The sequence below is a fragment of the Phenylobacterium sp. genome (genome assembly GCF_041913825.1).
Taxonomy (GTDB): Bacteria; Pseudomonadota; Alphaproteobacteria; order Caulobacterales; family Caulobacteraceae; genus Phenylobacterium.
Map to the genome: position 1 here is coordinate 12,314 of NZ_JAYSEO010000016.1, position 22,137 is coordinate 34,450.

At 71.5% G+C, this 22,137-nt stretch carries 24 protein-coding genes; 11 read left to right on the forward strand and 13 right to left on the reverse strand.

The window, feature by feature from the left end:
* Nucleotides 1-50 precede the first annotated feature (50 nt).
* The 3 genes from ACE3Q8_RS14450 to ACE3Q8_RS14460 all read left to right on the forward strand — a co-directional run bounded on the left by ACE3Q8_RS14450 (nucleotide 51) and on the right by ACE3Q8_RS14460 (nucleotide 4,576).
* Nucleotides 51-683 carry a TetR/AcrR family transcriptional regulator gene (locus ACE3Q8_RS14450; RefSeq protein WP_374470985.1) on the forward strand — a complete coding sequence of 211 codons (633 nt, stop codon included), beginning with the start codon at nucleotides 51-53 and terminating at the stop codon, nucleotides 681-683.
* Nucleotides 684-786: 103 nt separating this feature from the next.
* The gene (locus ACE3Q8_RS14455) at nucleotides 787-1,680 is read left to right on the forward strand and encodes an SDR family NAD(P)-dependent oxidoreductase (protein ID WP_374470986.1); all 894 of its coding nucleotides are present in this window, start codon (nucleotides 787-789) and stop codon (nucleotides 1,678-1,680) included.
* A gap of 97 nt (nucleotides 1,681-1,777) precedes the next feature.
* Nucleotides 1,778-4,576 (forward strand): PAS domain S-box protein, encoded by a 2,799-nt coding sequence (locus ACE3Q8_RS14460; RefSeq protein WP_374470987.1) that lies wholly within the window; start codon nucleotides 1,778-1,780, stop codon nucleotides 4,574-4,576.
* A gap of 121 nt (nucleotides 4,577-4,697) precedes the next feature.
* On the opposite strand, the gene ACE3Q8_RS14465 is transcribed toward ACE3Q8_RS14460, so the two are convergent.
* On the reverse strand, nucleotides 4,698-5,321 hold the full coding sequence (locus tag ACE3Q8_RS14465) for a class I SAM-dependent methyltransferase (protein ID WP_374470988.1): 624 nt from the start codon (nucleotides 5,319-5,321) through the stop codon (nucleotides 4,698-4,700).
* Between the two features lie 63 nt (nucleotides 5,322-5,384).
* Nucleotides 5,385-6,428: a DUF2125 domain-containing protein gene (locus ACE3Q8_RS14470; RefSeq protein ID WP_374470989.1), complete on the reverse strand. Its 1,044-nt coding sequence runs from the start codon at nucleotides 6,426-6,428 to the stop codon at nucleotides 5,385-5,387.
* 26 nt (nucleotides 6,429-6,454) lie between these two features.
* On the opposite strand from ACE3Q8_RS14470, the gene ACE3Q8_RS14475 reads away from it, so the two are divergent.
* Nucleotides 6,455-6,994, forward strand: a complete 540-nt coding sequence (locus ACE3Q8_RS14475; RefSeq protein WP_374470990.1) for a gamma-glutamylcyclotransferase — start codon at nucleotides 6,455-6,457, stop codon at nucleotides 6,992-6,994.
* On the opposite strand, the gene ACE3Q8_RS14480 is transcribed toward ACE3Q8_RS14475, so the two are convergent.
* The 5 genes from ACE3Q8_RS14480 to ACE3Q8_RS14500 all read right to left on the reverse strand — a co-directional run bounded on the left by ACE3Q8_RS14480 (nucleotide 6,991) and on the right by ACE3Q8_RS14500 (nucleotide 10,228).
* Nucleotides 6,991-7,218 carry a DUF3072 domain-containing protein gene (locus ACE3Q8_RS14480; protein WP_374470991.1) on the reverse strand — a complete coding sequence of 76 codons (228 nt, stop codon included), beginning with the start codon at nucleotides 7,216-7,218 and terminating at the stop codon, nucleotides 6,991-6,993. The genes ACE3Q8_RS14475 and ACE3Q8_RS14480 overlap by 4 nt on opposite strands.
* A gap of 61 nt (nucleotides 7,219-7,279) precedes the next feature.
* Nucleotides 7,280-7,984, reverse strand: a complete 705-nt coding sequence (locus tag ACE3Q8_RS14485) for a lysophospholipid acyltransferase family protein (RefSeq protein ID WP_374470992.1) — start codon at nucleotides 7,982-7,984, stop codon at nucleotides 7,280-7,282.
* Nucleotides 7,981-8,610: a YdcF family protein gene (locus ACE3Q8_RS14490; protein ID WP_374470993.1), complete on the reverse strand. Its 630-nt coding sequence runs from the start codon at nucleotides 8,608-8,610 to the stop codon at nucleotides 7,981-7,983. The genes ACE3Q8_RS14485 and ACE3Q8_RS14490 overlap by 4 nt, the downstream gene beginning before the upstream one ends.
* Nucleotides 8,607-9,503, reverse strand: a complete 897-nt coding sequence (locus tag ACE3Q8_RS14495; protein WP_374470994.1) for a cell division protein FtsX — start codon at nucleotides 9,501-9,503, stop codon at nucleotides 8,607-8,609. Before ACE3Q8_RS14495 ends, ACE3Q8_RS14490 begins: the two co-directional genes overlap by 4 nt.
* Complete coding sequence (locus ACE3Q8_RS14500; RefSeq protein ID WP_374470995.1) at nucleotides 9,500-10,228, reverse strand: cell division ATP-binding protein FtsE; 729 nt, start codon at nucleotides 10,226-10,228, stop codon at nucleotides 9,500-9,502. Before ACE3Q8_RS14500 ends, ACE3Q8_RS14495 begins: the two co-directional genes overlap by 4 nt.
* A 57-nt stretch (nucleotides 10,229-10,285) precedes the next feature.
* Here ACE3Q8_RS14500 and ACE3Q8_RS14505 point away from each other — a divergent pair, with 57 nt between their 5' ends.
* Both ACE3Q8_RS14505 and ACE3Q8_RS14510 read left to right on the forward strand, forming a co-directional pair.
* A complete protein-coding gene (locus ACE3Q8_RS14505) occupies nucleotides 10,286-11,137 on the forward strand; it encodes a DUF3426 domain-containing protein (protein WP_374470996.1) in 852 nt (283 codons plus the stop codon).
* Nucleotides 11,130-11,657 (forward strand): phosphoribosyltransferase, encoded by a 528-nt coding sequence (locus ACE3Q8_RS14510; protein ID WP_374470997.1) that lies wholly within the window; start codon nucleotides 11,130-11,132, stop codon nucleotides 11,655-11,657. The genes ACE3Q8_RS14505 and ACE3Q8_RS14510 overlap by 8 nt, the downstream gene beginning before the upstream one ends.
* Nucleotide 11,658: 1 nt before the next feature.
* Here ACE3Q8_RS14510 and lysA read toward each other — a convergent pair whose 3' ends face one another.
* Genes lysA through argH form a run of 3 tightly spaced genes read right to left on the reverse strand, consistent with a single transcriptional unit; the run spans nucleotide 11,659 to nucleotide 14,659 of the window.
* On the reverse strand, nucleotides 11,659-12,927 hold the full coding sequence (lysA, locus tag ACE3Q8_RS14515; RefSeq protein ID WP_374470998.1) for a diaminopimelate decarboxylase: 1,269 nt from the start codon (nucleotides 12,925-12,927) through the stop codon (nucleotides 11,659-11,661).
* Complete coding sequence (locus ACE3Q8_RS14520) at nucleotides 12,924-13,232, reverse strand: hypothetical protein (RefSeq protein ID WP_374470999.1); 309 nt, start codon at nucleotides 13,230-13,232, stop codon at nucleotides 12,924-12,926. The genes lysA and ACE3Q8_RS14520 overlap by 4 nt, the downstream gene beginning before the upstream one ends.
* A complete protein-coding gene (gene argH, locus ACE3Q8_RS14525; RefSeq protein ID WP_374471000.1) occupies nucleotides 13,229-14,659 on the reverse strand; it encodes an argininosuccinate lyase in 1,431 nt (476 codons plus the stop codon). The genes ACE3Q8_RS14520 and argH overlap by 4 nt, the downstream gene beginning before the upstream one ends.
* Here argH and ACE3Q8_RS14530 point away from each other — a divergent pair, their 5' ends adjacent.
* Nucleotides 14,660-15,277: a TlpA family protein disulfide reductase gene (locus ACE3Q8_RS14530; RefSeq protein WP_374471001.1), complete on the forward strand. Its 618-nt coding sequence runs from the start codon at nucleotides 14,660-14,662 to the stop codon at nucleotides 15,275-15,277.
* Between the two features lie 6 nt (nucleotides 15,278-15,283).
* Here the strand turns inward: ACE3Q8_RS14530 and ACE3Q8_RS14535 are convergent, their stop codons facing one another.
* Nucleotides 15,284-15,655, reverse strand: a complete 372-nt coding sequence (locus ACE3Q8_RS14535; protein ID WP_374471002.1) for a helix-turn-helix domain-containing protein — start codon at nucleotides 15,653-15,655, stop codon at nucleotides 15,284-15,286.
* Nucleotides 15,656-15,859: 204 nt separating this feature from the next.
* On the opposite strand from ACE3Q8_RS14535, the gene ACE3Q8_RS14540 reads away from it, so the two are divergent.
* The 4 genes from ACE3Q8_RS14540 (at nucleotide 15,860) to ACE3Q8_RS14555 (ending at nucleotide 18,959) form a co-directional block, all read left to right on the forward strand.
* A complete protein-coding gene (locus tag ACE3Q8_RS14540) occupies nucleotides 15,860-16,867 on the forward strand; it encodes a hypothetical protein (RefSeq protein ID WP_374471003.1) in 1,008 nt (335 codons plus the stop codon).
* A 72-nt stretch (nucleotides 16,868-16,939) separates the two neighbouring features.
* Complete coding sequence (locus ACE3Q8_RS14545) at nucleotides 16,940-17,191, forward strand: hypothetical protein (protein WP_374471004.1); 252 nt, start codon at nucleotides 16,940-16,942, stop codon at nucleotides 17,189-17,191.
* Nucleotides 17,192-17,234: 43 nt separating this feature from the next.
* Nucleotides 17,235-17,777: a DOMON-like domain-containing protein gene (locus ACE3Q8_RS14550; RefSeq protein ID WP_374471005.1), complete on the forward strand. Its 543-nt coding sequence runs from the start codon at nucleotides 17,235-17,237 to the stop codon at nucleotides 17,775-17,777.
* Nucleotides 17,778-17,894: 117 nt separating this feature from the next.
* Entirely contained in the window at nucleotides 17,895-18,959 is a 1,065-nt protein-coding gene (locus tag ACE3Q8_RS14555; protein ID WP_374471006.1) for an alkene reductase, read from the forward strand.
* Nucleotides 18,960-18,993: 34 nt separating this feature from the next.
* Here ACE3Q8_RS14555 and ACE3Q8_RS14560 read toward each other — a convergent pair whose 3' ends face one another.
* Together ACE3Q8_RS14560 and ACE3Q8_RS14565 are read right to left on the reverse strand one after the other, a co-directional pair.
* Complete coding sequence (locus ACE3Q8_RS14560) at nucleotides 18,994-20,091, reverse strand: branched-chain amino acid aminotransferase (protein WP_374471007.1); 1,098 nt, start codon at nucleotides 20,089-20,091, stop codon at nucleotides 18,994-18,996.
* 208 nt (nucleotides 20,092-20,299) lie between these two features.
* Nucleotides 20,300-21,892, reverse strand: a complete 1,593-nt coding sequence (locus tag ACE3Q8_RS14565; RefSeq protein ID WP_374471008.1) for a glycosyltransferase — start codon at nucleotides 21,890-21,892, stop codon at nucleotides 20,300-20,302.
* Between the last annotated feature and the right edge of the window lie 245 nt (nucleotides 21,893-22,137).

Sequence of the window (22,137 nt, forward strand, 5' to 3'; positions counted from 1 at the left end):
GTGCGAAACCGCGGCGGGCGTCGAAGAAGGCGGAGCAACGCGCCGAGTCGATGGAGCAGATCCTCGATGCGGCCGAGGACCTGTTTTCCAAGCACGGGCTCTATGGCGTCACCCTGAAGGACGTCGCCGGCCGGGTGGGCGTGCACCACACGCTGCTGAACTACTATTTCGAAGACAAGAAGAAGCTGTTCGACGCGGTGTTCGCCAGGCGGGCGTCCGTGACCAGCGAGCGCCGCATGAGGGCGCTGGACGACTACGAGGCGAGCTGCGGCGGCAAGCCTACCGTGGAAGGCGCGCTTCACGCCTTCCTGGACACCGACCTCGACCTCTACATCCAGGGCGGCGAGGGCTGGAAGAACTACGGCGCCCTGGGCGCCCAGGTGGCCAACACCCCCCAGTGGGGCGCCGAGCTGATGGACCAGCACTTCGATCCCGTCGTGCTCCGCCTGATCGAAATCCTCAAGAAGGCGCTGCCGGACTGCTCGGAAGAGGACATCTTCTGGGGCTATCACTTCGTCACCGGGGCGCTGATGGTGACTCTCGCCCGCACGGGGCGGATCGATAAGCTCTCGGGCGGCCTCTGCAAGTCAGAGGATTTTGTCGCCATCAAGCAGCGCATGGCCCGCTTCATGGCCGCCGGTTTCCTGGAGATCTGCGGCGTTCGCGCGAAGCCGGCCCGCTGATGCTTAGAGCCCGGGCCTCAGGCGCGACCGGCTCATAGTCAAGTTATTCACTAGCATGTTAGTGAACGAGTCGAACGGCAGAGCTCGCATGGAGGGGAGAACGATGTCGGTGCAGGGTCGGGTGGCGATCATCACGGGGGCCGGCGGCGGCCTTGGCCGGGCGCACGCCCTCTATCTGGCGCGCAAAGGCGCGCGGGTCGTGGTGAACGACCTGTCGCAGGCGGCCGCCGAGGCGGTGGCCGCCGAGATCGTCGCCGCAGGCGGGGAGGCCGTGGCCGTGGCGGCGTCGGTCACCGACGAGGCCGCCGTGGCGGCTATGGTGGCCCAGGTGATGGACGCCTGGGGCCGGGTCGACATCCTGGTGAACAACGCCGGCATCCTGCGCGACAAGACCTTCGCCAAGATGAGCCTCGACGACTTCCGCCTCGTCGTGGACGTCCACCTGCTCGGCGCGGCGATCTGCACCAAGGCGGTGTGGGAGATCATGCGCGAGCAGCGCTACGGCCGGATCGTGATGACCACCTCGTCGTCGGGCCTCTACGGCAACTTCGGCCAGGCGAACTACGGCGCGGCGAAGATGGCCCTGGTGGGCTTCATGCAGACCCTGGCGATCGAAGGCGAGAAGTATGGCGTGCATGTGAACTGCCTCGCGCCGACCGCGGCCACCCAGATGACCAACGGGGTGCTCTCCGACGAGAGCCTGGACCTCCTGGACCCGGCGCTGGTCAGCCCGGGCCTGCTGGCGCTGACGGGCGAGGATGCGCCCACCCGCGCGGTGCTCTGCGCCGGGGCGGGCCACTTCGCGGTGGCCAACGTCACGCTATCCGCCGGCCGCTACATCGGCGGTGGGGACGACGCGGGCGAGGCGCTCGTCGCGCGCTGGGCTGAGGTGGCGGATCGCTCAGGCGCCGTCGTGCCCGCCTACGGCTTCACCCAGGCCGAGCGTGAGCTGGCCAGCGCCGGCCTCTCCAACGAGGTGGCGGTCGTGCGGCGGTGAGCCGCTGCGCGGCGGCCGCCAGGGAACCCTTGGCCCCGCTGTCCGCTTAGCGGACGGTGGGGTGCGCCGGCGGTCGCCGGTTACGGGGGGACTGTGTTTGGCCGGCTCGACGGACAGCCTCGATGTGGCGGCGGCGCCGGACAGTGGAGAACGCTTCCGCCTGATCATCGACTCCGCGCCCACGCCCATGTGGGTGACCCGGCTCGACCGCACTCGCGAGTTCGTCAACCAGGCCTACGTGGAGTTCGTGGGCGGGAGCTACGAGGAGGCGCTGGTCTTCGACTGGCGCCACGCCATCCACCCGGACGACGTAGAGCGCATCTTCGCCGAACAGCTCGAGAAGGAGGCCTCGCTCCGGCCGTTTTCGCTCGAGGCGCGGTATCGCAACGCGCGGGGCGAGTGGCGCTGGCTGCGATCGCAATCCCAGCCGCGGTTCGATGGGGCGGGCCGTCACCTGGGCTTTGTCGGCACCGCCTACGACGTCACGGCCGAGAAGCAGGAGGAGGCGCGCCGCGCCGCGCTCCTGGAACTCTCCGACCGGGTCCGCGACCTGGAGGATCCGGTGGAGATCTCCTTCGTCGCCGCCGAGATCCTCGGCCGGACGCTCGAGGTGAGCCGCGCCGGCTACGGCGTGGTAGACAAGGCGCGCGAGACCATCACCATCGAGCGGGACTGGAACGCGCCCGGCATCCGCAGCCTGGCCGGCGTGCTGCAGTTCCGCGACTACGGCACCTACATCGATGACCTGAAGCGCGGGGAAACGGTCGTCTTCGCCGACGCCGACAAGGATCCGCGGACCGCCGCGACGTCCGACGCTCTGAAGGCCATCAGCGCCCAGGCGGTGGTGAACATGCCGCTGGTGGAGCAGGGGGGGCTGGTGGCCCTCCTCTATCTGAACCACGCCACCGCCCGCGCCTGGCCCGACGAGGAGCTCGCCTTCGTGCGCGAGGTGGCGGAGCGGACGCGCTCCGCCGTGGAGCGGCGCCGGGCCGAGGCCGAGCTGCGGGACAGCCGCGCGCGCTTCGAGGCGATCGCCAACTCCATCGACCAGATGATCTGGTCGACGCGGCCCGACGGCTACCACGACTACTACAACCAGCGTTGGTACGAGTTCACCGGCGTGCCGGACGGCGTTACGGACGGGGACGCCTGGAACGACATCTTTCACCCGGACGACCAGGAGCGCGCCTGGACGCTCTGGCGTCAGTGTCTCGAGACCGGCGAGACCTATCATATCGAGTATCGCCTGCGGCACCGCTCAGGCCAGTATCGCTGGGTGCTTGGCCGCGCCCAGCCGGTGCGGGACGAGGCCGGGCGGATCACCCGCTGGTTCGGCACATGCACTGATATCCAGGAGATCGTCGAGGCCCGCGAGGTGCTGGCGCGCTCACGGCTGGAGCTTGAGCGGGAGGTCACGGAGCGGACGCGCGAGCGCGACCGGGTGTGGCGCAACTCCCGCGACCTGCTGGTGGTGGTCGGGTCCGACGGCGTGTTCCGCGCCGTGAACCCGGCCTGGACCGCCATCCTCGGCCATGACCCCTCGGAGGTGGTGGGCCGACACTTCGGGGAATTCGTCTGGCCGGAGGACGCCGAGCTGGCTTCCGGCGGCCACGACCTGGCGACCGCAGCCCGCGACCTCACCAGCTTCGAGCACCGGCACCGGGGCAAGGACGGTGCGGCGCGTTGGATCTCCTGGCACACCACCACGGAGGGCGACCTTGTCTACGGCTACGGGCGGGACGTCACCGAGGAGCGTCAGGCGGCCGAGGAGCTGCGGCGCACGGAGGAGGCGCTGCGGCAGTCGCAGAAGCTGGAGGCCATGGGCCAGCTCACCGGCGGCGTGGCGCACGACTTCAACAACCTGCTCACCCCGATCGTCGGTGGCCTCGACATCCTGCAGCGCCGCGGTCTGGGCGGCGAGCGCGAGCAGCGGCTGATCGAGGGCGCGCTGCAGTCCGCCGAGCGGGCCAAGACCCTCGTCCAGCGCCTGCTGGCGTTCGCTCGGCGCCAGCCGCTGCAGCCCAGCGCCGTCAACGTCTCAGGGCTGATCGTCGGCATGGCCGACCTCGTGGCCTCGACCTCGGGCCCGCAGGTCAAGGTGGTGGTCGACGTGCCAGGCGACCTGCCGCCGGCCAAGGCCGACCCCAACCAGCTCGAGATGGCCATCCTGAACCTCAGCGTGAACGCTCGCGACGCCATGCCGGAGGGCGGCGTGCTGCGCATCTCCGCCGGCGTGGAGACCGCCGCCCGGCGCAACGCCGCCGGCCTGCGTCCCGGCGGCTACGTGCGCATCTCCGTGGCCGACACCGGCGTGGGCATGGACGAGCAGACCGCCGCCCGCGCCATTGAGCCGTTCTTCTCCACCAAGGGCGTGGGAAAGGGCACCGGCCTCGGCCTGTCCATGGCCCACGGCCTGGCGTCCCAGCTTGGGGGGGCGCTCAGGATCACGAGCCGGCCGGGACTCGGCACCAACGTCGAGCTCTGGCTGCCGGTGAGCGACGAGGCCACGGCCTCGGACGCGGCCGGCGACGCCGCCTCGGCGACGGCTGGCGCCGGCGTCGCCCTGCTGGTGGACGACGAGGAGCTGGTCCGCGCGACCACGGCCGACATGCTGGCCGAGCTCGGCTACACCGTGGTCGAGAGCGGGTCGGGCGAGGGCGCGGTGCGGCTGCTCGACGAGGGGCTGAGGCCCGACCTCCTGGTCACCGACTACCTGATGCCAGGGATGACCGGCGTGGACCTGATCCGCGCCGTGCACGCCCGCCGCCCCGGCGTTCTAGCGCTGGTGGTGTCGGGCTACGCCGAGGCGGACGCACTCGACCCCGCCCTGCCGCGCCTCACCAAGCCATTCCGCGCCGCGGAGCTGGCGGCCAGCCTGGAGCGCCTGCGGGGCTAGCGCGGGATGCGTCCGAGGGGCGTGCCGACCATGGTCTTCCAGGACGAGCCGTTCTTCGGCCAGCATCGCATCGACGCTCTCGTCTGGCGCATGCGCCAGCACGGCCTCGCCCCGCGCTAAGTCAGGCCGGCGCCGCGACGCCCCACTCGTTCCAGCCGGCGAAGCGCGGTGTCTTCGGCACGTACATCCGATCGAGGTCGTCCAGCCGGAAGCCGGCGGCGGCGATGGCCCCCGAGACCGGACGGGTGAGATGACAGCCGCCGGCGATGCGTTTCCAGACGGGCTCGATCCGGTGCTGCCAGCGCGCCACCTCGGGATCCGGAGCGAGCCCGTGCTCGCAGAACAGCAGCCGTCCGCCGGGCTTCAGCACTCGTCGGGCCTCGGCGAGCGCCTGGGTGGGCGTATGCACCGAGCACAGCGTGAAGGTGCAGACGACGGTGTCGAAGCTGCCGTCGGCGAAGGGCAGGGCCTCGGCCGTGCCGTCCTCCACCTTCACCTTCAGGCGCGCGTCGCGCTCGGCGGCCTCGGCGCGGGCCCGCAGCTCGGGCGCCGGGTCGACGCCCAGCACCTCCGTCACCCGGCTGGGATCGTAGAACCGCAGGTTCAGACCCATGCCGATGCCGAGCTCCAGCACCCGGCCCTCGGCGCGCGGCACGATCTTGGCGCGCTGCTTCATCATCGGCGGGGCCGAGCAGGCGCAGGTCAGCAGCCTGGGCAGGATCCAGCGGTCGTAGAGCGAGGCCATGGTCGTCTCCCCGACCGGCAGCATCGCCCATCGCGGCCGGCTTGGCTATCGGGGTAACGGCGTTCAGCGGCGCTCATAAACCTTCGGAGCGGGGCCCAGCGCCACGGGTCCGAGCGTCGTCTGACCGGCCTGGAAGTTGATGGTCGCCCGGGCCGCCTCGCCCGCGCCCTGGCGGGCCTGGGCCACGGCGGCCGCCGCGTCGGCCGCCTCCGGTCGGATCACGCCGGTCTGCCCCATGGCGCCCAGCGCCATCGGGGCCTGCTTCAGGGTGACGTCCAGCGTCCCGCGAACGCGGCCGTCCATGCCGACGTTCAGCGTCCCGGCGTTGGAGCCGAGCAGGGCGTCGCCGGCGGTGACGCCGGCCTGGACGACCCGCATCTGGCCGCCGGCGTCGGACCAGGCGCGCACCGCGGAGGGCCAGTCGCTCCCGCGGAAGGCGCTCATCTTCGTCACCCGCGAGTTCCAGACGATGGACACCGGCTTCTCCCCGGCGATGCGGCCGAACAGGCCCGACAGCCGGGCGCGGCCGTTCTTCACTTCCGTGGCGACCAGTCCTTCGTCGTCAGGTCCGGGACGCAGGTGGAACTCCACGAGGTCGGCGGACTCCAAACCGAACGGCTGGGCGCCTGCGGTCGGCTGGAAGGTGAGCTTGGCGCCCTGCAGGGAGAAGCTCGGCGGCGTGCGGTCGAGATCCTTCAGGCTGGCGCGGATGGTCTCGCCGCGCACGGCCACGGGGCCGCCGATCGGGCGGACGAAGGTCAGACCCTCGGGAGCGGCCAGCATCCAGTGCCCCGGCGCATGCATGTAGGCGTCACCCTCGAGCAAGGGCGCCTGCAGACCCCAGCCGGACGGCTCCCGCACCCGCGCGCCGGTCAAGGTCACGCTGAGCCGCAGGGGATAGCCGCTGATGCTGCGGTCTTCCCAGCTCACCTCGTATCCCGCCTGCTTGAGGTCGGCGACGGCCGCGTCCATCCGGGTGCGGGCCTCGCCGCGGGCCCAGAGCCACAGGATCGTCCAGGCGACGACCACCAGGAGGGCGATGCCGAACGGGATGTAGAGCCCCAGCCGGCTGTGTTTGCGGGGCGGCGGCAGATCGTGCAGAGACATGGCCTTGAGGTTTAGCGCGGGGCGCGATGGCGGACGAGCATTGGGTCTTCGGCTACGGCTCGCTGATGTGGCGGCCGGGGTTCGAGTTCCTGGAACGCAGGCCCGCCACCCTACACGGCCGCCGCCGGGCCTTCTGCATCTATTCGGTCCACCATCGCGGCACCTACGAACGGCCGGGCCTGGTGCTGGGCCTCGCGCCCGGCGGGGCGACGCGCGGCATGGCCTACCGGATCGCCGAGCCTGCCTGGCCTGAGGTCTACGCCTACCTGGTCGAGCGCGAGCAGCCGACCGAGACCTATGTAGAGGCCCGGCGCCATGTGCGCCTGGCCGACGGGCGGCGTGTCGACGCCCTGGTTTTCCTGTCGGACGTGCGCCATCCGCAGTGGGCGGGCGCGCTCGGCCTGGAGCGTCAGGCCGAGCTGATCGCCGGAGCTACCGGCTTGTCCGGCCGGAACGTGGACTACCTGCGGGACCTCGTGGCGCACCTGCGCGAGGAGGGCGTCCGCGACCACGCCATGGAGACGCTGCTCGGGCTCGTCGAGCGCCGCGAACTGGCCGCCGGCTAGCGGCCGAGCTTCTCCTTCAGCGCGTCGATGCGCTTGGAGGCCTCGGCCTTTGACAGGTCCTCCGGCGGCGGCTCCTCGTGGGCCTCCTCCGACAAGGTGGTCAGATACGACGCCTGCGCGCCGGTCATCGGCTCGTCGCCCGAAACCCAGTCGTCGGGATCCTTCTGGGTGTTGGAGCCCGGGTTCGGGTCGAGCTTGGGGTTGTCGTGCTGGGCCTGGGCCATCTTCGCCGCCTCCGTCGTTCGCGTTCCGTTCTGAACGGGCGGGACGGGGGAGCGTTCCGTGCTAGAGCGCCAGCAGCTTCTCGGACGCCGTCTCGATGCGCTCCTCGAGAGTGCGCATGAACTCGGCCCGCTTCAGGCCGGGCGGGATCGGCTCCAGGTACTCGAAGACGATCACGCCGGGGCGGCGGATGAAGCCGTGCGCCGGCCAGTGGACGCCCGAGTTGGTGGCCACCGGGATCACCGGCACGTCGAGCTCGCGGTAGAGGGCGGCGATCCCGGGCTTATAGTCGCCCCGGACGCCCGGCTCGCCCCGAGTGCCCTCGGGGAAGATCACCACCTGGCGGTCCTTCTGGAACAGCACCTTGGCGCGGCGGACCATGTTCTTGAGCGCCGTGGCGTGGCCGGAGCGGTCGATGTCGATGGTGCCGACCTTGGCGGCGTACCAGCCGAACCAGGGGATCCAGTTCAGCTCCTTCTTCATCACGAACACCGAGGCGGGCAGCCAGGTGAACTGGGCGAAGACGTCCAGCATGCACTGGTGCTTGGGCGCGACGAGGGCGGGACCGGTAGGGATGTGCTGGCGCCCGCGCACCTCCACCCGGATGTCGCAGATCCGCAGCAGGCCGACCACGCCCCGGCCCCAGAAGTGGAACATGGCCAGCGTCCAGCGGGCGGGTCCCAGCAGCACCGGCGTGGCAAGGACTGCGACCATCGCGGTCCAGAGGTAGAACAGCGCCACGTAGAGGAAGGAGCGGACGGCGATCACGAGGCGGCCTTCTGTTGCGCCGGGACGGGCTCACGGGGGCCGAGCCCCAGCACCGCCTCCCGGCCGAGGATCGCCAGATACTTGGAGTACTCCACAACCATCAAGCGGGCCGCCCGCGGGCTGCGCCACCAGCCCCGCGCCTTCAGGGCCGGCGTCGGCACCGGATAGGCCTGCAGGGTCACCTCCGGCTCGCGCAGCACGGCGCGCAGCTCCAGCATGGCGCGGGGCATGTGGTAGTCCGCGGTGACGATGATCAGCGAGCCGTAGCGCATGGCGTCGGCCCACTCCGCGGTCTCGCGGGCGTTGCCCACCGTGTCAGCGGCGGTGAAGCCAAGATCGACGCAGCAGTCGTAGAGCCGCCGCACGGCGCGGCTGACCGTGCGGATGTCCTCCCGGCTCGCTTCCCGGTTCACGCCGGAGACCAGCACCCGTTGGCCGAGGTCCCGCTCAAGCAGGTTCACCGCCGTGGCGATTCGCAGATTCGAGTTGGCGCCGGTCAGCGCGACGATGCCGTCGGCCGGCATCGGCAGCGGCGCGGGGGTCGATTGCTGCACCCGCGCGGCGAAGGCGAACAGCCCCGCCGTCCAGATCAGGGCGAGGACCAGGAAGGCCGCGACCGACTTCATTCCATCTCCCGGATCAGCGCGGAGGCCGTGAGCCTCGCCGCCAGGGCGGCCACGAACGCGGCCAGGAGAGGGCAGGGTAGCACCGCGAGCAGGTCGATCCAGGCGATGGGCAGGACGGGGGTCAGGCCCGCGCCGCCGCCGGCCAGGCGCGCCAGGGCGCCCGCGGCCGCCGCCGCCACGGCGCCGAGCAGGCCGGCGACGCCGGCGATCTGAGCGAAGCGGAGCTGGAACAGGCGGGCGATGAAGGAGTCCTCCGCGCCCGAAAGGTGCAGCACCTCGACCACGTCCTTGCGGGCGGCGAGCCCGGCGCGGGTGGCGAAGGCCACCACGGCGGCGGCCGCGCCGGCGATCAGCAGGAAGACCGCCGCGCCCGCCCACCGGACCATGCCGGCCGCGCGGCGGATGTCCTCGATCCAGACGCTGTGGTCGTCCACCACAGCGTCGATCCCCTGCGCCCGCAGGGCCAGGTCCAGCGCCCGGGCGGTGGCGGGCTGGGCCTCGTCCAGGGTCACGGCCACGAGCCGGGGCACGGGCAGGTCCTCGAGGTCGGCCACGTCGCCGAGCCACGGCCGGATCAGGTCGTAGGCCTTCTCGCGCTCCAGGGCGCGGGCCTCGGTGACCCCGCCGACGCCGGCCAGGGTCTCCGCGGCGCGGGCCGCGGCGGCGTCCGGCGTCTCGCCGCCCTTCGCCCGCACGATGACGGTGGCCTCGCCGGCCAGTTGGCTGCTCCAGCCCCGCGCCGCACGGTCGGCGGCGAGCACGCCCAGCGCCGTCAGGCAGGCCAGGAAGCAGAGCACCGCAACGACAAAGATCAGGGCGCCATCGCGCGCGTCGCTCTCCGGCAGGAAGGGCGCGGGCTTCCAGCGGGCGGGGTCGAACAGCGGCTGGCTCATGCGACGGCCGGTCCCAGCGGCCCCTTCGGCGTCAGCCGGCCGCGCTCCAGGTGCAGGACCGGCCGGCCGGAGCGCGCGACGAGGTCCTGGTCGTGGGTTGCGATGACGATGGTGGTGCCCAGCCGGTTCAACTCCACGAACAGCCGGAAGATGCGCAGGGCCATCTCGTGGTCGACGTTGGCGGTGGGTTCGTCGGCCAGCAGGATCTCGGGCCGGTTCACCACGGCGCGGGCGATCGCGAGCCGCTGCTTTTCGCCGCCGGCCAGGGTGGCGGGCATGGCGTGCATCCGCTGGCCCAGGCCCACCCAGCTCAGCAGCTCGGCCACGTCGCCCCGGTAGTCGGCCGGACGGGCTCCGGCGATGCGCAGCGGGATGGCGGCGTTGTCGAAGGCCGACAGGTGCTCCAGCAGCAGCAGGTCCTGGAAGACCACACCGATCCGCCGGCGCAGGTGCGGGCGGGTCCGCGCGCTCTCCTGGGCCACGTCGTGGCCGAACAGGTGGATGAGACCCTTCGATGGGCGAGCAGCCAGGTAGATTAGCTTCAGGAGCGAGCTCTTGCCCGCCCCGGAGGGGCCGGTGATGAAGTGGAAGCTGCCGGGCGCCAGGGCGAAGTTGAGGTCGCTCAGCACTTCCGGCCCGCGGCCGTAGCGCATGGAAACGTCGTCGAAACGGACGACCTCGTCGGCGGCGTCTGTCGCCGCAGCGACGTTGGGGTTTCTGGACATGGAGCCGGAAATCGGCGACCTCGAAGGGGGTTGCTGGAGCGTCGCGATTCGGCCGTCATGATACTGACCTGTCCAGAGTGCGCCACCAGCTATTTCGTGGATGACTCGCGCATCCCCGAGGGTGGCCGGACGGTCAAGTGCACCAACTGCGGCGCCCGCTGGCACACGGCCCAGAACGACCGCGCCGCCGACCCAGATCCTGACCTGTTCGAAGAGGCGACGGCCGAGGCGCCGCCGCCCTCCGAACCCCCGGCCCCCGGCGCCGCGCCTGAAGACGACCTGGAGGTCAGCGGGCCTGACCCCACGCCTCGGCCCCGCCCGGCGCCCGCGCCGGTCGCGCCGCCGAAGAAGCCCGTGGGCGCGATCGTCGCCTGGGGGGGCATGGCCGCCGCCGTCGCGCTGGTCGTCGTCGGCGCGCTCGTGTTCCGCGACAGCATCGTCCGGCTCGCGCCGCAGACCTCCGGCGCCTACGCCGGCCTGGGCGTGCCGGTGAACACGCTGGGCCTGGTGATCGAGGAGGTGAAGGCGACGCCCGCCTTCCAGGCCGGACGGCCCGTGCTGGCGGTCACCGGCCGGATTCGCAACCTGCGCGAGGAGCCCGCCCAGGCCCCCGCCATCCGCATCGACATGCTGACCCGCACCGGCCGGCTGCTCGCCGCCAAGGTGGTGCGCCCGGTGGACCCGGGCATCCCGGCCGGGGCCACCCGCTATTTCGCCGTGGAGATCGAGGCCCCGCCGTCCAGCGTGCACGACCTGGCCCTGGCGTTCGAGACCCCGGAGGGGCAGGCGGCGCCCGCCGCCGTGCACGCCGAGGCCGAAGCGCCCACAACGGGCCACGCGCCGGCCGCCGAAGAGGCTCGGCCGCTTCCCGCGGACGCCCCGGACGCGCTATCCGATCATCATGGCTGACGACATCAAGGAAGTCCTGCTCACCGAGGCCGAGGTGGCCGAGCGGGTGGAAGCCCTGGCGCGCGAGATGGCGCCGCGGCTCGACGACGACACCGTGGCGGTCTGCCTGCTGACCGGGGGACTGTGGTTCTGCTCCGACCTGATGCGGGCGCTCGCCCGGCATGGACGGTTCGTGCGCTTCGACGCGCTGTGGCTCGCCTCCTACAAGGACCAGCGGGTCTCCACCGGACGCTGCGAGGTGCGCGCAGACCTGCAGCGGCCGCTGGTGGGGCAGAAGGCGCTGATCGTCGATGACGTTTTCGACACCGGGCTCTCGCTGTCGGAGGCCGCGCGCCTGGTCCGCGACGCGGGCGCGAGCGAGGTGATGACCGCCGTCTTCGCCTCGAAGCCCTGGCCCACGGAACGCGCCCTCAAGCCCGACTTCGTGGCGTGGGAAGCGCCGCCGCGTTTCCTCGTCGGCTATGGCATGGACGCCGCCGGCCGCTTCCGCGGCCTGCCCTACGTCGGCGCAATGGACTAGCTCAGAGCCAGGGCGCCGGGCGTTCGCGCTCGAGCATGTCCTCGTAGGTCGGGCGAGGGCGCACGACGGCGTACTCGCCGCCGCGGACCAGGACCTCCGGCGCTAGCAGGCGGGAGTTGTACTCGCTGGCCATGGCGGCGCCGTAGGCGCCGGCGCTCATGAAGGCGATCAGGTCGTCGGCCTGCAGGGGCGGCAGTTCGCGGTCACGGGTGAAGGTGTCGCCGGTCTCGCAGACCGGGCCCACCACATCGTAGGTCTCGGGCGCCCCGTCCCGCGGCTGCACGGGCCGGATGTCGTGGTACGCGTCGTACATCGCCGGCCGCAGCAGGTCGTTCATGGCGGCGTCGAGCACCAGGAAGTTCCGCCCCTCGGGTCGGCGGTTCACGTGCTGCACCCGGGCGACCAGCACGCCGGCGTTGGCCGCGATCATCCGGCCCGGCTCGAAGGCGAACTGGATGTCGAGGCCGGCCATGGCGCCGGCGATCATCCGAGCGTAGGCCTCGGGCGAGGGCGGCTCCGGCTGGTTGAAGTAGGGCACGCCCAGACCGCCGCCGAGGTCGAGGCGCTCCACCGCCAAGCCCTCGGCGCGCAGGCGTTCGACGAGGCCGCGCATCTTGCGGAAGGCCGCGTCCATGGGGGCGAGGTCGGTGATCTGGCTGCCGATGTGGCAGGCGACGCCCACCGGCCGCACGCCGGCCATGTTGGAGGCGTTGGCGTAGAGCCGTTCGGCCTCGGCGAAGGAGACGCCGAACTTGTTCTCGGCCTTGCCGGTGGAGATCTTGGCGTGGCCGCCGGCCTCCACGTCCGGGTTCACCCGGATCGCCACCTGGGCGCGCTGCCCCAGCCGCTGGGCCACCTGGTTCACCAGGTGCAGCTCGGGCTCGGACTCCACATTGATCTCGGCGACGCCGGCCTCGAGGGCGAAGGCGACCTCGCGCTCGGTCTTGCCGACGCCGGAGAACACGATCCGCTCACCGGGGATGCCGGCGGCGAGCGCCCGGCGGACCTCGCCCTCGGAGACCACGTCGGCGCCTGCGCCCAGCCGGCCCAGGGTGCGCAGCACGGCGACGTTGGAGTTGGCCTTCACCGCGAACGCGATCAGCGGGTCCTTCAGGCCGGCGGCGACCAGCGCGTCGCGCAGCACGAGGTAGTGCCGCTCCAGGGTGGCGGAGGAATAGACGTAGACCGGCGTCCCCACCTCGGCGGCGATGCGCGAAAGCGGCACGTCCTCGCAGTGGAGCTCGCCGCCGCGCAGCTCGAAATGGTTCATCGGCGGGGGTTGGCGTAGGGGTCGGGCAGGGCGCCCTGCGGCGCGGGTCGGGTCGGGTCGGGGCTCTGGCCCGGGATCGGGATGGTGCGCGCCGGCGCGGGATCGGTGGACCGGTCGCGCGGGTCGACGGTGTTCACCGGCCGGGTTGGGTCCTGCGCCTGGCGCTCGGCCTCGTCGGCCTGGCGGGTCGTCGACGTGCCGCCGAACAGCGGGCCGGGCCGCTCCAGCGGGCCCATCTTGCCGCACGCGGTCAGCGCGCCAGCGGCGGCGAGGAGCACGATCAGGGCGGGGATGCGGGTCGTCATGCCAGGAGTTCCTTCCAACGCTGGATCTGGGCCCGCACCTGGTCCGGGGCGGTTCCGCCGTAGCTCTTGCGGCTGGCCGCGGAAGCCTGCGGCGTCAGCACCTCATAAACACCCGCGGTGATCCTGGGGTCCAGCGCCTCCAACTCCGAAAGCGGCAACCCGGGCAGGTCGCAGCCGAGCTGCTCGGCGCGCTTCACCGCTGCGCCGGTCACGTGGTGGGCGTCGCGGAACGGGAGGTTGAGCTCGCGCACCAGCCAGTCGGCCAGGTCGGTGGCCGTGGAGAAGCCCGCGCCGGCCGCGGCGGCCATGCGATCCGTGGCAGGCTCCAGGTCGGCGACCATGCCGGCCATGGCGCGTAGGGAGAGCTCGAGCGCGTCGAAGGCCTCGAACGTGGGCAGCTTGTCCTCCTGCATGTCCTTCGAATAGGTCAGCGGCAGGCCCTTCATGACCACCGCGAGCTGGGTGAACGAGCCCAGCAGCCGGCCGACCTTGGCCCGCACCAGCTCGGCCGCGTCGGGGTTCTTCTTCTGCGGCATGATCGACGAGCCGGTGGTGAAGGCGTCGGAGAGCCGGACGAAGCCGAACTGCGGCGTCATCCAGATCACGATCTCTTCCGCCAACCGCGACAGGTGGGTGGCGCAGATGGTGGCGGCGGCCAGCGCCTCCAGGGCGAAGTCCCGGTCGGCGACACTGTCCAGCGAGTTGGCCGTGGGCCGCGCGAAGCCGAGCGCCTGGGCGGTCATGTGGCGATCGATGGGGAAGGGGGAGCCGGCCAGGGCGGCGGCGCCCAGCGGGCTCTCGTTCATGCGCGCCCGCGCGTCGGCGAAGCGCGAGGCGTCGCGGCCGAACATCTCCACATAGGCCATCAGGTGGTGGCCGAAGGTCACCGGCTGGGCGGGCTGCAGGTGGGTGAAACCCGGCATGATGGCCCCCGCGTGCGGTTCGGCCTTGGCCACCAGCGCCTGCTGCAGGGCCCGGATCTGGGCTCCGGCGCGGTCGCAGGCGTCGCGGACCCACATGCGGAAATCGAGGGCCACCTGGTCGTTGCGTGAGCGGGCGGTATGGAGCCGGCCGGCCGCAGGGCCGATCAGCTCGCGCAGCCGGGCCTCCACGTTCATGTGGATGTCCTCGAACTCCTCCCGGAAGGGGAAGGTCCCCGCCTCGATCTCGGCGGCGATGGTTTCGAGGCCGCCCTGGATCGCCGCCTCGTCCTCGCTTGAAATGACGCCGGCCTTGCGCAACATCGCGGCGTGCGCGCGGGACCCGGCCAGGTCCTGGGCCGCCAGACGGCGATCGAAGCCGATGGAGACGTTGATCGCCTGCATCAGCTCGGCCGGCTTGTCGGAGAAGCGGCCGCCCCACATGGCCTGCCCAGCCTGGGCGGCGCCGGAGGCGGTCTTCGGGGCGTCGGAGGAAGAGTCAGTCATATGAGCGAACAATCCGCGGCGAAGCCCAGGGGCGGGATCCTGACATGGGCCCTCTGGGGCGCCGCTCTCATCGGCGTCGCGGCGGTTCTCTACATCATCGCCCAGGCCTCGTTCAAACCTCAGCCGAAGGGCGGGCTCGCGGAGGTCGCCAAGGGCGAGATGGCCAAGCTCGTCGTGCCCGAGGAGCCGACGGCGCCGCCGACCAACACCTTCTACGACGCCGAGGGCTCCGAGGTGCGGCTCGCGGACTTCAAGGGCAAGGTGGTGGTGATGAACGTGTGGGCGACCTGGTGCGGCCCCTGCGTGATCGAGATGCCGACCCTGGCCAAGCTGCAGGCCGCCTACGCCGGGAAGCCGGTGGAGGTGGTGGCGATCAGCATCGACGGCGAGGACGCGGCCGAGAAGGCGCGGCTGTTCATCGGCAAGCACCCGCCGCTGAAGTTCTACCACGACCGCTCGATGAAGCTGCCGTTCGCGCTGAAGCCGGCGGCGGCGGGAATGCCGACGACGGTGATCTATGGCCCCGACGGGCTGGAGAAGGGCCGCGTCGCCGGAGAGGCGGACTGGTCGGGCCCGGAGGCCCGGGCTGTGATCGACCGCGTGCTCGCCGGCGACTGACCGGCGTCAGGCGACTTCGGTCGCCGGCGCGGGCGTGATGCTCTTCAGGAAGTTGACCAGGCTGGAGCGGGCGTCCGGCGGGAGCCGCTCGTAGGCGGCGAGCAGCTCAAGCGCGCCGGGCGTGCGCACCCGGCCGAGAACCGCCATCTCGCCCGAAGGCTCGCGATCGGGCGAGTCCAGGACGTCCATGAGATCGACCACCCGGCACTGCAGCGCCCGGGCGATCTGGACGAGCCGCGAGAAGGAGATGCGGTTCGCGCCGTTCTCGTACTTCTGGATCTGCTGGAAACTCACGCCGCACTGCTCGGCCAGCGCCTCCTGCGACAGGCCGATGGTTCGCCGTCGGACGCGGACGGCGGCGCCGAGCGCGATGTCCATCGGATCAGGCGCCTTCGTGGACGTTTCTGCCAATATCTGCCTCCCAAGCTCCGGGATCATTCTTCCGTAGCCGTATTTTTGAATCAACGGTCTGTCGTCCCGGCTCTATTGGGAGTTAAGGCCGATATGACGGTTTTGCAAAGCGCTGTTCTCGTAAGGGAAGGCGCGCAACCCGAGCTGCGCCTTGGGAGTTTCCTTCAGGCTATGCCCGAGCCTGAATCGCCGCTGCTGGAGCGCCTGGAGGAGCCGCCCCGCCGCCCCCTGGTGGGATTGATCGCGGCCGGCGTCCTGGTGGTCGCCGCGTCGGGCGGGCTCGCCTGGTGGTTCTCGAGCGAGGACGACTCGCGCCCCCGGAACGTCAGCACGGAGCAACTCGCCAAGGCCGGCCAGCGCCCGGCGGCGCTGACGCCGACCGCCGCGCCCGAGGCCGATGTCGCCCAGGTCCGCCGCGCCTACGAGCAGTTCCAGGTGGTCTACGCGGACATGGGCCGCGATGGCCTCGAGGCCTTTTCCAGGGACTGCGCCGGCGCGGTCGGCGGCGACCCGCGCATTCTCGACTACTGCCTGGCCTTCGACGCCTTCGCCGCCACCGTCTCGGGCGACACGCCTTGGTTCGGCGAGGCCGACGCCCGTCACGTCGAACTGGCCCGATCCGCGCTGCCGCCCGGCGTCGAGCCGGCCCAGCGGATCGCCGACGTCCGCCGCCTCACCCGAAGCCCGTCCGGCGCGCCGGAGCCCTTGCAGGTCGCCGAGGCGCAGCCACAGGCGGTCCCGTCCCCGCCCGCCTCTGCAGCCCCCCCGCTCGCCTCCGCAGCCCCCCCGCCGCCGCTCCCCAGCACCGTTCCCCCGCCGGCGGCTCAGCGTGCGGCGGCGCCCGCGCCGACGGCCCGACCGAAGCTGGAGCGCGCCTCGGTGCGGCCGGCCGCGAAAGCCGCGGCGCCTGCCCGCAAGTCTGCGAACCGCTGCCGGTACGAGTCGACGCCTGCGGCCCGCATGCTCTGCGAGGACGCCGGCCTGCGGGCCGCCGACCGCCGGCTGAAGCGCGCCTACGAGCGGGCCCTGGCCGCCGGCGTCGACCGCGAGACGCTAGACCGTCAGCAAGCGGAGTGGCGCACCGCCCAGAACGCCAACGCCGCCAGCAAGGACGCCATCGCCCGGTCGTACGAGATCCGGATCGGGCAGCTCGAGGCCAGCGCCCAAGCCGCACAATGATAGCCGGTTAAGGTCTTGGTCACCGAAGCAGGGCGGAACTGACCTTTCCAAGTTCGACCACCGTCAGGACCCATGCGAGTCGTTCAACTGCATCCCCCGTTCGACCATGGCGCCGCGCTGCGCGTTCCGCCGCCGCATGACGCCAAGAGCTGGCGCACGCTGTGGACCTGGTTGGGCGACGAGGCCCAGGCCGTAGCCGAAGGCGCCGCCGTGCAGGTGCGTACGCCCGAAGGCCCGGTCATCGCCCATAGCGGCGACTGGATCGTGCTCAGCCATTCCGGCTCGTTCCACGTGGCGCACACCGTGCGCATGCACGACGCCTGACGCTGACGCTGACGCGCCGCGTCGCGCCCGCTAGCCTGCCGGCATGCAGACGAGGCTCACGCCCCACCCCGCGACACCCCGCTCGCCGCTGACGAGCCTCCTGGCCGACGCGGCCAGGCCTGCGCCCGGCCTGCTGCGCCTGACCTACCGCGCGGAAGGGGCCCTGGCGCAGGTGGTGCTGCCGCCGGCCGGGCCGCCGGAGCGCGCCGACGAGCTGTGGCGCTCCACCTGTTTCGAGGCCTTCCTGCGCCGGCCGAGCGGCGAGAGTTATGTGGAACTCAACCTCGCGCCTTCGGGCCGCTGGGCCGCCTACCTGTTCGACGCCTACCGGGAAGGCATGCGGCCGGCGGCGGCTCCCACGCCGGCGATCGAGACGCACCGCACGGGCGAGGCGCTCGCGCTCACCGCCACCTTCGACCTTTCCGGCCTGCAGGCCTTCGCCGACGAGGATTGGCGGCTTGCGCTCACCGCCGTGGTGGAGGCGTCCGACGGCGCGATCTCCTACTGGTCGCTGAGCCATGCGCCGGGCCCGCCGGACTTCCACCATCCCGCCGGCTTCGTGCTCGACCTTCCGCGGGCGCGCTAGGGGGCGCTGCCTGCAATTCCCGCAGTCGGGAAATTCTGCGGCTCGCCGCAGGATTTCTCGGCGTGCGCGGACGATCCGCCCGCCTACCTAAGCTCCAGTCCCTCCCAGGAGCTTGGAATGCCCACGCTGTTCGATCCCATCCAGGTCGGCGACCTGACCCTGAAGAACCGCATCGTCATGGCGCCACTGACCCGCGCGCGCTCGGGCGTCGAGCGGATCCCGGGGCCGCTGGTGGCCGAGTACTACGCACAGCGCGCCTCGGCCGGCCTGATCCTCAGCGAGGCGACCGCGGTGACGCCCATGGGCGTCGGCTACGCCGACACCCCCGGCATCTGGTCGGAGGCGCAGGTGGAAGGCTGGAAGCAGGTCACCCAAGCCGTGCACAAGGCCGGCGGCGTGATCTTCATGCAGCTCTGGCACGTGGGCCGCATTTCGGACCCCAGTTTCCTGGACGGCCAGCCCCCGGTCTCGGCGAGCGCCATCGCCGCCAAGGGCGAGGTCAGCCTGCTGCGGCCCAAGCGGCCCTATCCGACCCCGCGAGAACTCTCGCTTGAGGACATCGCCGAGGTGGTGGAGGCCTATCGAAAGGGCGCCGAGAACGCCAAGCGTGCGGGTTTCGACGGGGTCGAACTGCACGGCGCCAATGGCTACCTGCTGGACCAGTTCCTGCAGGACAGCACCAATCGGCGAACCGACGCCTACGGCGGGTCCATCGAGAACCGCGCCCGGCTGATGCTGGAGGCGGTGGACGCGGCGATCTCGGTGTTCGGGCCCGACCGCGTGGGCCTGCACATCGCGCCGCGCGGCGACTCCCACGACATGGGCGACAGCGACCCGCTGGCCACCTTCGGCTACGTCGCCCGGGCCATGCGCGAGCGCGGCATCGCCTTCATCTTCGCCCGCGAACACACCGGCGAAGGCCGGATCGGGCCGCAGCTCAAGGCCGAGTTCGGCGGCGTCTACATCGCCAACGAGAAGCTCGACGCCGAGAGCGCCCAGGCGCTGCTCGACAGGGGCGAGGCCGATGCGGTGAGCTTCGGCAAGCTGTTCATCTCGAACCCCGACCTGCCCGAACGGCTGCGTGTCGGCGCGCCGTTGAACCCGTGGCAGATGGAGACCTTCTACGCCCCGGGACCGGCCGGCTACGTGGACTATCCGGCGCTGGAGACGACGGCGGCCTGAGGCCGCCGCCGGGGCCGGGGTCCGCGGGCGGGCCTCAGCCCTCCATGTCGATCTTGTGCGACCAGCCATGCGGGTCCGGCGCGGTGGCGCGCTGGATGCCGGTGAGCTGGTCGCGCAGGCGCGTGGTCACAGGGCCTTCGCCGCCGCCGTTGATCTTGAACGCCCCGCCCGCGTGGCGGATCTCGCCGATGGCGGCCAGCACCGCGGCGGTGCCGCAGGCGAAGGCCTCACGCAGCCGCCCCGTCGCGGCGTCGGCCTGCCACTCGTCGAACCCGTAGAGCCGCTCCTGCACTTCGAGCCCCTCGGCCCGGGCGAGCGTCAGGATCGAGTCCCGGGTGATGCCCGGCAGGATCGTGCCGTTCAGCGGCGGGGTGACCATCGTCCCGTCGTCGAAGACGAAGAAGACGTTCATGCCGCCCAGCTCCTCCACGTAGCGGTGCTCGGCCGCGTCGAGGAACACCACCTGGTCGCAGCCGTTGCGGATCGCTTCGGCCTGGGCCACCAGGCTGGCGGCGTAGTTGCCGCCGCACTTGGCGGCGCCGGTGCCGCCGGGCGCGGCCCGGGTGTAGTGGTCCGAGACCCACACGGTCACCGGCTTCGCGCCGCCCTTGAAGTAGGCGCCCACCGGGCAGGCGATGACGCAGAAGGTGTACTCGGCGGCCGGTCGCACGCCCAGAAAGGCCTCCGTCGCGATCATGAACGGCCGCAGGTAGAGGCTGCCCTCGCCGGTGGGGATCCAATCGGCGTCGGCGCGGACGAGGGCCTCGATGGCGCCGACGAACAGCGCCTCCGGGAGCTGCGGCATCGCCATGCGGTCTGCCGAGGCGTTGAAGCGCCGGGCGTTCTCGTGCGGTCGGAACAGCACCACGTCGTTGCCGCGGGTGCGGTAGGCCTTCAGCCCCTCGAAGATCTCCTGGGCGTAGTGCAGCACCGCCGAAGCCGGATCGAGCTGGAACGGCTCGCGCGCCCGCACCTGAGCGTCATGCCAGCCTTGGCCTTCTACCCAGCGGATCGTCACCATGTGATCCGTGAAGACCTTGCCGAAGCCGGGGTCTTCCAGGAGCGCCGCGCGCGCGTGCGGCGCGGTCGGGGCGGGATGGGGACGGCGGGTGAGAAGGACGGTGTCAGACATCTCGCATTCCATAATCCACGCGCCGCGCCGGAGCCAACCTCTCGGCGGTCGCGAGAGCAGGCCGCGACATCGCGGTGGGATGAGCTTGCGGGGCAAGTCTAGGGCGGAGAAATCCGCCAGGGATTTCTTTCTTGCGCCTCCGTGGGCCTTCCGCCGAGCTTTCCTTCCAAGATCCGCCCGGAAATTGGAATGAAGGCGCCAGGCCCGCTCAGCCGCGGGCTACAGCGGCAGGGGGCGCCGTGACGGCCGGGGCCGCCGCCTGAGCGGCGCGGGCCGGGCGCGGCGGCTTGTGGGCGACCAGCTCGATGAGGACGTCGGCGCAGACGTTGAAGTTCTGCTTCATCAGCTCGTCCACCTGCTGGCGGGAGAGCTGGCCGTTCTGCAGGCGGCTGAGATAGGGCTCGGCTACCACCGCCTGACGGTTCACGATCTCGAAGTCCACCTTGCTCGGCTTCGGCTTGGCGGCGTGGGTCACCGGCTCCGCGGTGGCCACGGCGTCGAACCGACGCAGAACGCCGGCGGTCACTGGGCGCACGCAGGCGGGATTGTCCATGAAGCTGTCGTGCCGCGGGTGGGCGGCGCGGATGTGCACCCGCCCGCCGGGCTGGCAGATCCGGTAGAGCTCGCCCATGATCCGGTCGAACTGGGCGAGGTCGGCGCCCAGGTGCTCCAGCGCATGGATCAGCCTGACCTCCTGAGCGTAGCCGTCCGGCCAGGGCCAGGGCGTGCGCTCCAGGTCCACGACCATGTCCGGGTCGACCTCCGGCCGGATGTCGATGTTCACGCAGTCACGCCATTTCCGGCGCCCGCAGCCCAGGTTGAGCTTCACCGGGGCGCCGCGCGCCCGGCGGCCGGGAATCCACTTGGCGGCCAGCACATCGGCCCAGCGGCAGGCCCGCTCGATGCGTCGGTAACGTCGGCGGAGCGCCTCGTAGCGGCGGCGCTTCTCGGACGTCAGCCCGTCCTCCTCGCGCCCGCTCACCAGCAGGGTGTCGCAGTAGCGGTAGATGGTCTGGGCGAACTGCGGGAGGTAGCGAAAGCCGAGCCAGCGGTTGAAGGCCAGGAAGCCTTCGATGTTCCACATCCAGCCCTTGGTCTGGCTCATGGACGAGAACAGCCCGCCCCCGTGTACCTGGTACAGCGACCAGAGGTCGGGCGTGTAGCGGATCTTCCCGAACTGCGCGTGGGCGATGTTCATGAAGATGTCGCAGGACAGCGGGCTTCGGAAATAGCGCGGCGCGCGTCCCCGGAAGACGTTGCGGAACGTCAGGCTGGAGGCGTGGAAGAACGAGCTCAGGCCGATGAGGTCCTCGATGTCGTGGACCTCCTTCACGGGGCCCTTGAGGTAGAGCTCGGGCGGCTTGGCGTCGCCCTCGTAGACCTTCAGCACGTTGTGGGCGCAGGCGACGAAATCCGGGTTCGCGTCGAGAAACTCCACGTGCGCCCGCAGGCGGTCCGGAGAGGTCCAGCAGTCGTCGCCCTCGAGCACCGCCATGTACTCGCCGTCCAGCGTGCGCAGGCCGCGGTAGAAGTTCTTCTGGGTGACCTTCCGGCCGATGTTCTTCTTGTTGATGAACGGCTTGACCACGCCGGGGTGGCGGGCGGCGTAGTCGCGGATGATGTCCTGGGCGCCGTCGGTCGAGCAGTCGTCGATGACGTGGATGGCGAACGGAAAGTCGACCTTCTGCTCGAGGATGCTGTCGAGCGCGCGGGCGATGTAGCGGGCGTGGTTGTAGGTGATGAGCATCACCGTGACCTTCGGCCGTCCGTTCCGGCTGCCCTGCGCGGCTGGCGTCTGCAAACCCTGCTCCCGACCCGTTCACCCCACGCGTCGGCGCGCGGCGGGGCCGGCCGATGCGGCAGCTCCGCGGCTTGGTCGTCCTGATGGTGGATCGCCCCCGACGCGCCGGGACGATATCGCCATAGCTTCGCCGCCAGCAAGCGCAGCGTCGTCGCGCCCTCCGGGGCCCGAGCCGGCCTACGATTTGATCGGCCGCAAGGCGGCGATGGCGGCGTACGGTCTGAGGCGCGGGGCCCGGGCGTGCT

Coding starts and splice junctions, on each gene's coding strand:
- ACE3Q8_RS14450 (WP_374470985.1), top strand. CDS start 51: ATGGAGCAGATCCTCGATGCGGCCGAGGACCTGTTTTCCAAGCACGGG.
- ACE3Q8_RS14455 (WP_374470986.1), top strand. CDS start 787: ATGTCGGTGCAGGGTCGGGTGGCGATCATCACGGGGGCCGGCGGCGGC.
- ACE3Q8_RS14465 (WP_374470988.1), bottom strand. CDS start 5,321: ATGGCCTCGCTCTACGACCGCTGGATCCTGCCCAGGCTGCTGACCTGC.
- ACE3Q8_RS14470 (WP_374470989.1), bottom strand. CDS start 6,428: ATGTCTCTGCACGATCTGCCGCCGCCCCGCAAACACAGCCGGCTGGGG.
- ACE3Q8_RS14475 (WP_374470990.1), top strand. CDS start 6,455: ATGGCGGACGAGCATTGGGTCTTCGGCTACGGCTCGCTGATGTGGCGG.
- ACE3Q8_RS14480 (WP_374470991.1), bottom strand. CDS start 7,218: ATGGCCCAGGCCCAGCACGACAACCCCAAGCTCGACCCGAACCCGGGC.
- ACE3Q8_RS14490 (WP_374470993.1), bottom strand. CDS start 8,610: ATGAAGTCGGTCGCGGCCTTCCTGGTCCTCGCCCTGATCTGGACGGCG.
- ACE3Q8_RS14495 (WP_374470994.1), bottom strand. CDS start 9,503: ATGAGCCAGCCGCTGTTCGACCCCGCCCGCTGGAAGCCCGCGCCCTTC.
- ACE3Q8_RS14500 (WP_374470995.1), bottom strand. CDS start 10,228: ATGTCCAGAAACCCCAACGTCGCTGCGGCGACAGACGCCGCCGACGAG.
- ACE3Q8_RS14505 (WP_374470996.1), top strand. CDS start 10,286: ATGATACTGACCTGTCCAGAGTGCGCCACCAGCTATTTCGTGGATGAC.
- ACE3Q8_RS14510 (WP_374470997.1), top strand. CDS start 11,130: ATGGCTGACGACATCAAGGAAGTCCTGCTCACCGAGGCCGAGGTGGCC.
- lysA (WP_374470998.1), bottom strand. CDS start 12,927: ATGAACCATTTCGAGCTGCGCGGCGGCGAGCTCCACTGCGAGGACGTG.
- ACE3Q8_RS14520 (WP_374470999.1), bottom strand. CDS start 13,232: ATGACGACCCGCATCCCCGCCCTGATCGTGCTCCTCGCCGCCGCTGGC.
- argH (WP_374471000.1), bottom strand. CDS start 14,659: ATGACTGACTCTTCCTCCGACGCCCCGAAGACCGCCTCCGGCGCCGCC.
- ACE3Q8_RS14530 (WP_374471001.1), top strand. CDS start 14,660: ATGAGCGAACAATCCGCGGCGAAGCCCAGGGGCGGGATCCTGACATGG.
- ACE3Q8_RS14535 (WP_374471002.1), bottom strand. CDS start 15,655: ATGGACATCGCGCTCGGCGCCGCCGTCCGCGTCCGACGGCGAACCATC.
- ACE3Q8_RS14540 (WP_374471003.1), top strand. CDS start 15,860: ATGCCCGAGCCTGAATCGCCGCTGCTGGAGCGCCTGGAGGAGCCGCCC.
- ACE3Q8_RS14545 (WP_374471004.1), top strand. CDS start 16,940: ATGCGAGTCGTTCAACTGCATCCCCCGTTCGACCATGGCGCCGCGCTG.
- ACE3Q8_RS14550 (WP_374471005.1), top strand. CDS start 17,235: ATGCAGACGAGGCTCACGCCCCACCCCGCGACACCCCGCTCGCCGCTG.
- ACE3Q8_RS14555 (WP_374471006.1), top strand. CDS start 17,895: ATGCCCACGCTGTTCGATCCCATCCAGGTCGGCGACCTGACCCTGAAG.
- ACE3Q8_RS14560 (WP_374471007.1), bottom strand. CDS start 20,091: ATGTCTGACACCGTCCTTCTCACCCGCCGTCCCCATCCCGCCCCGACC.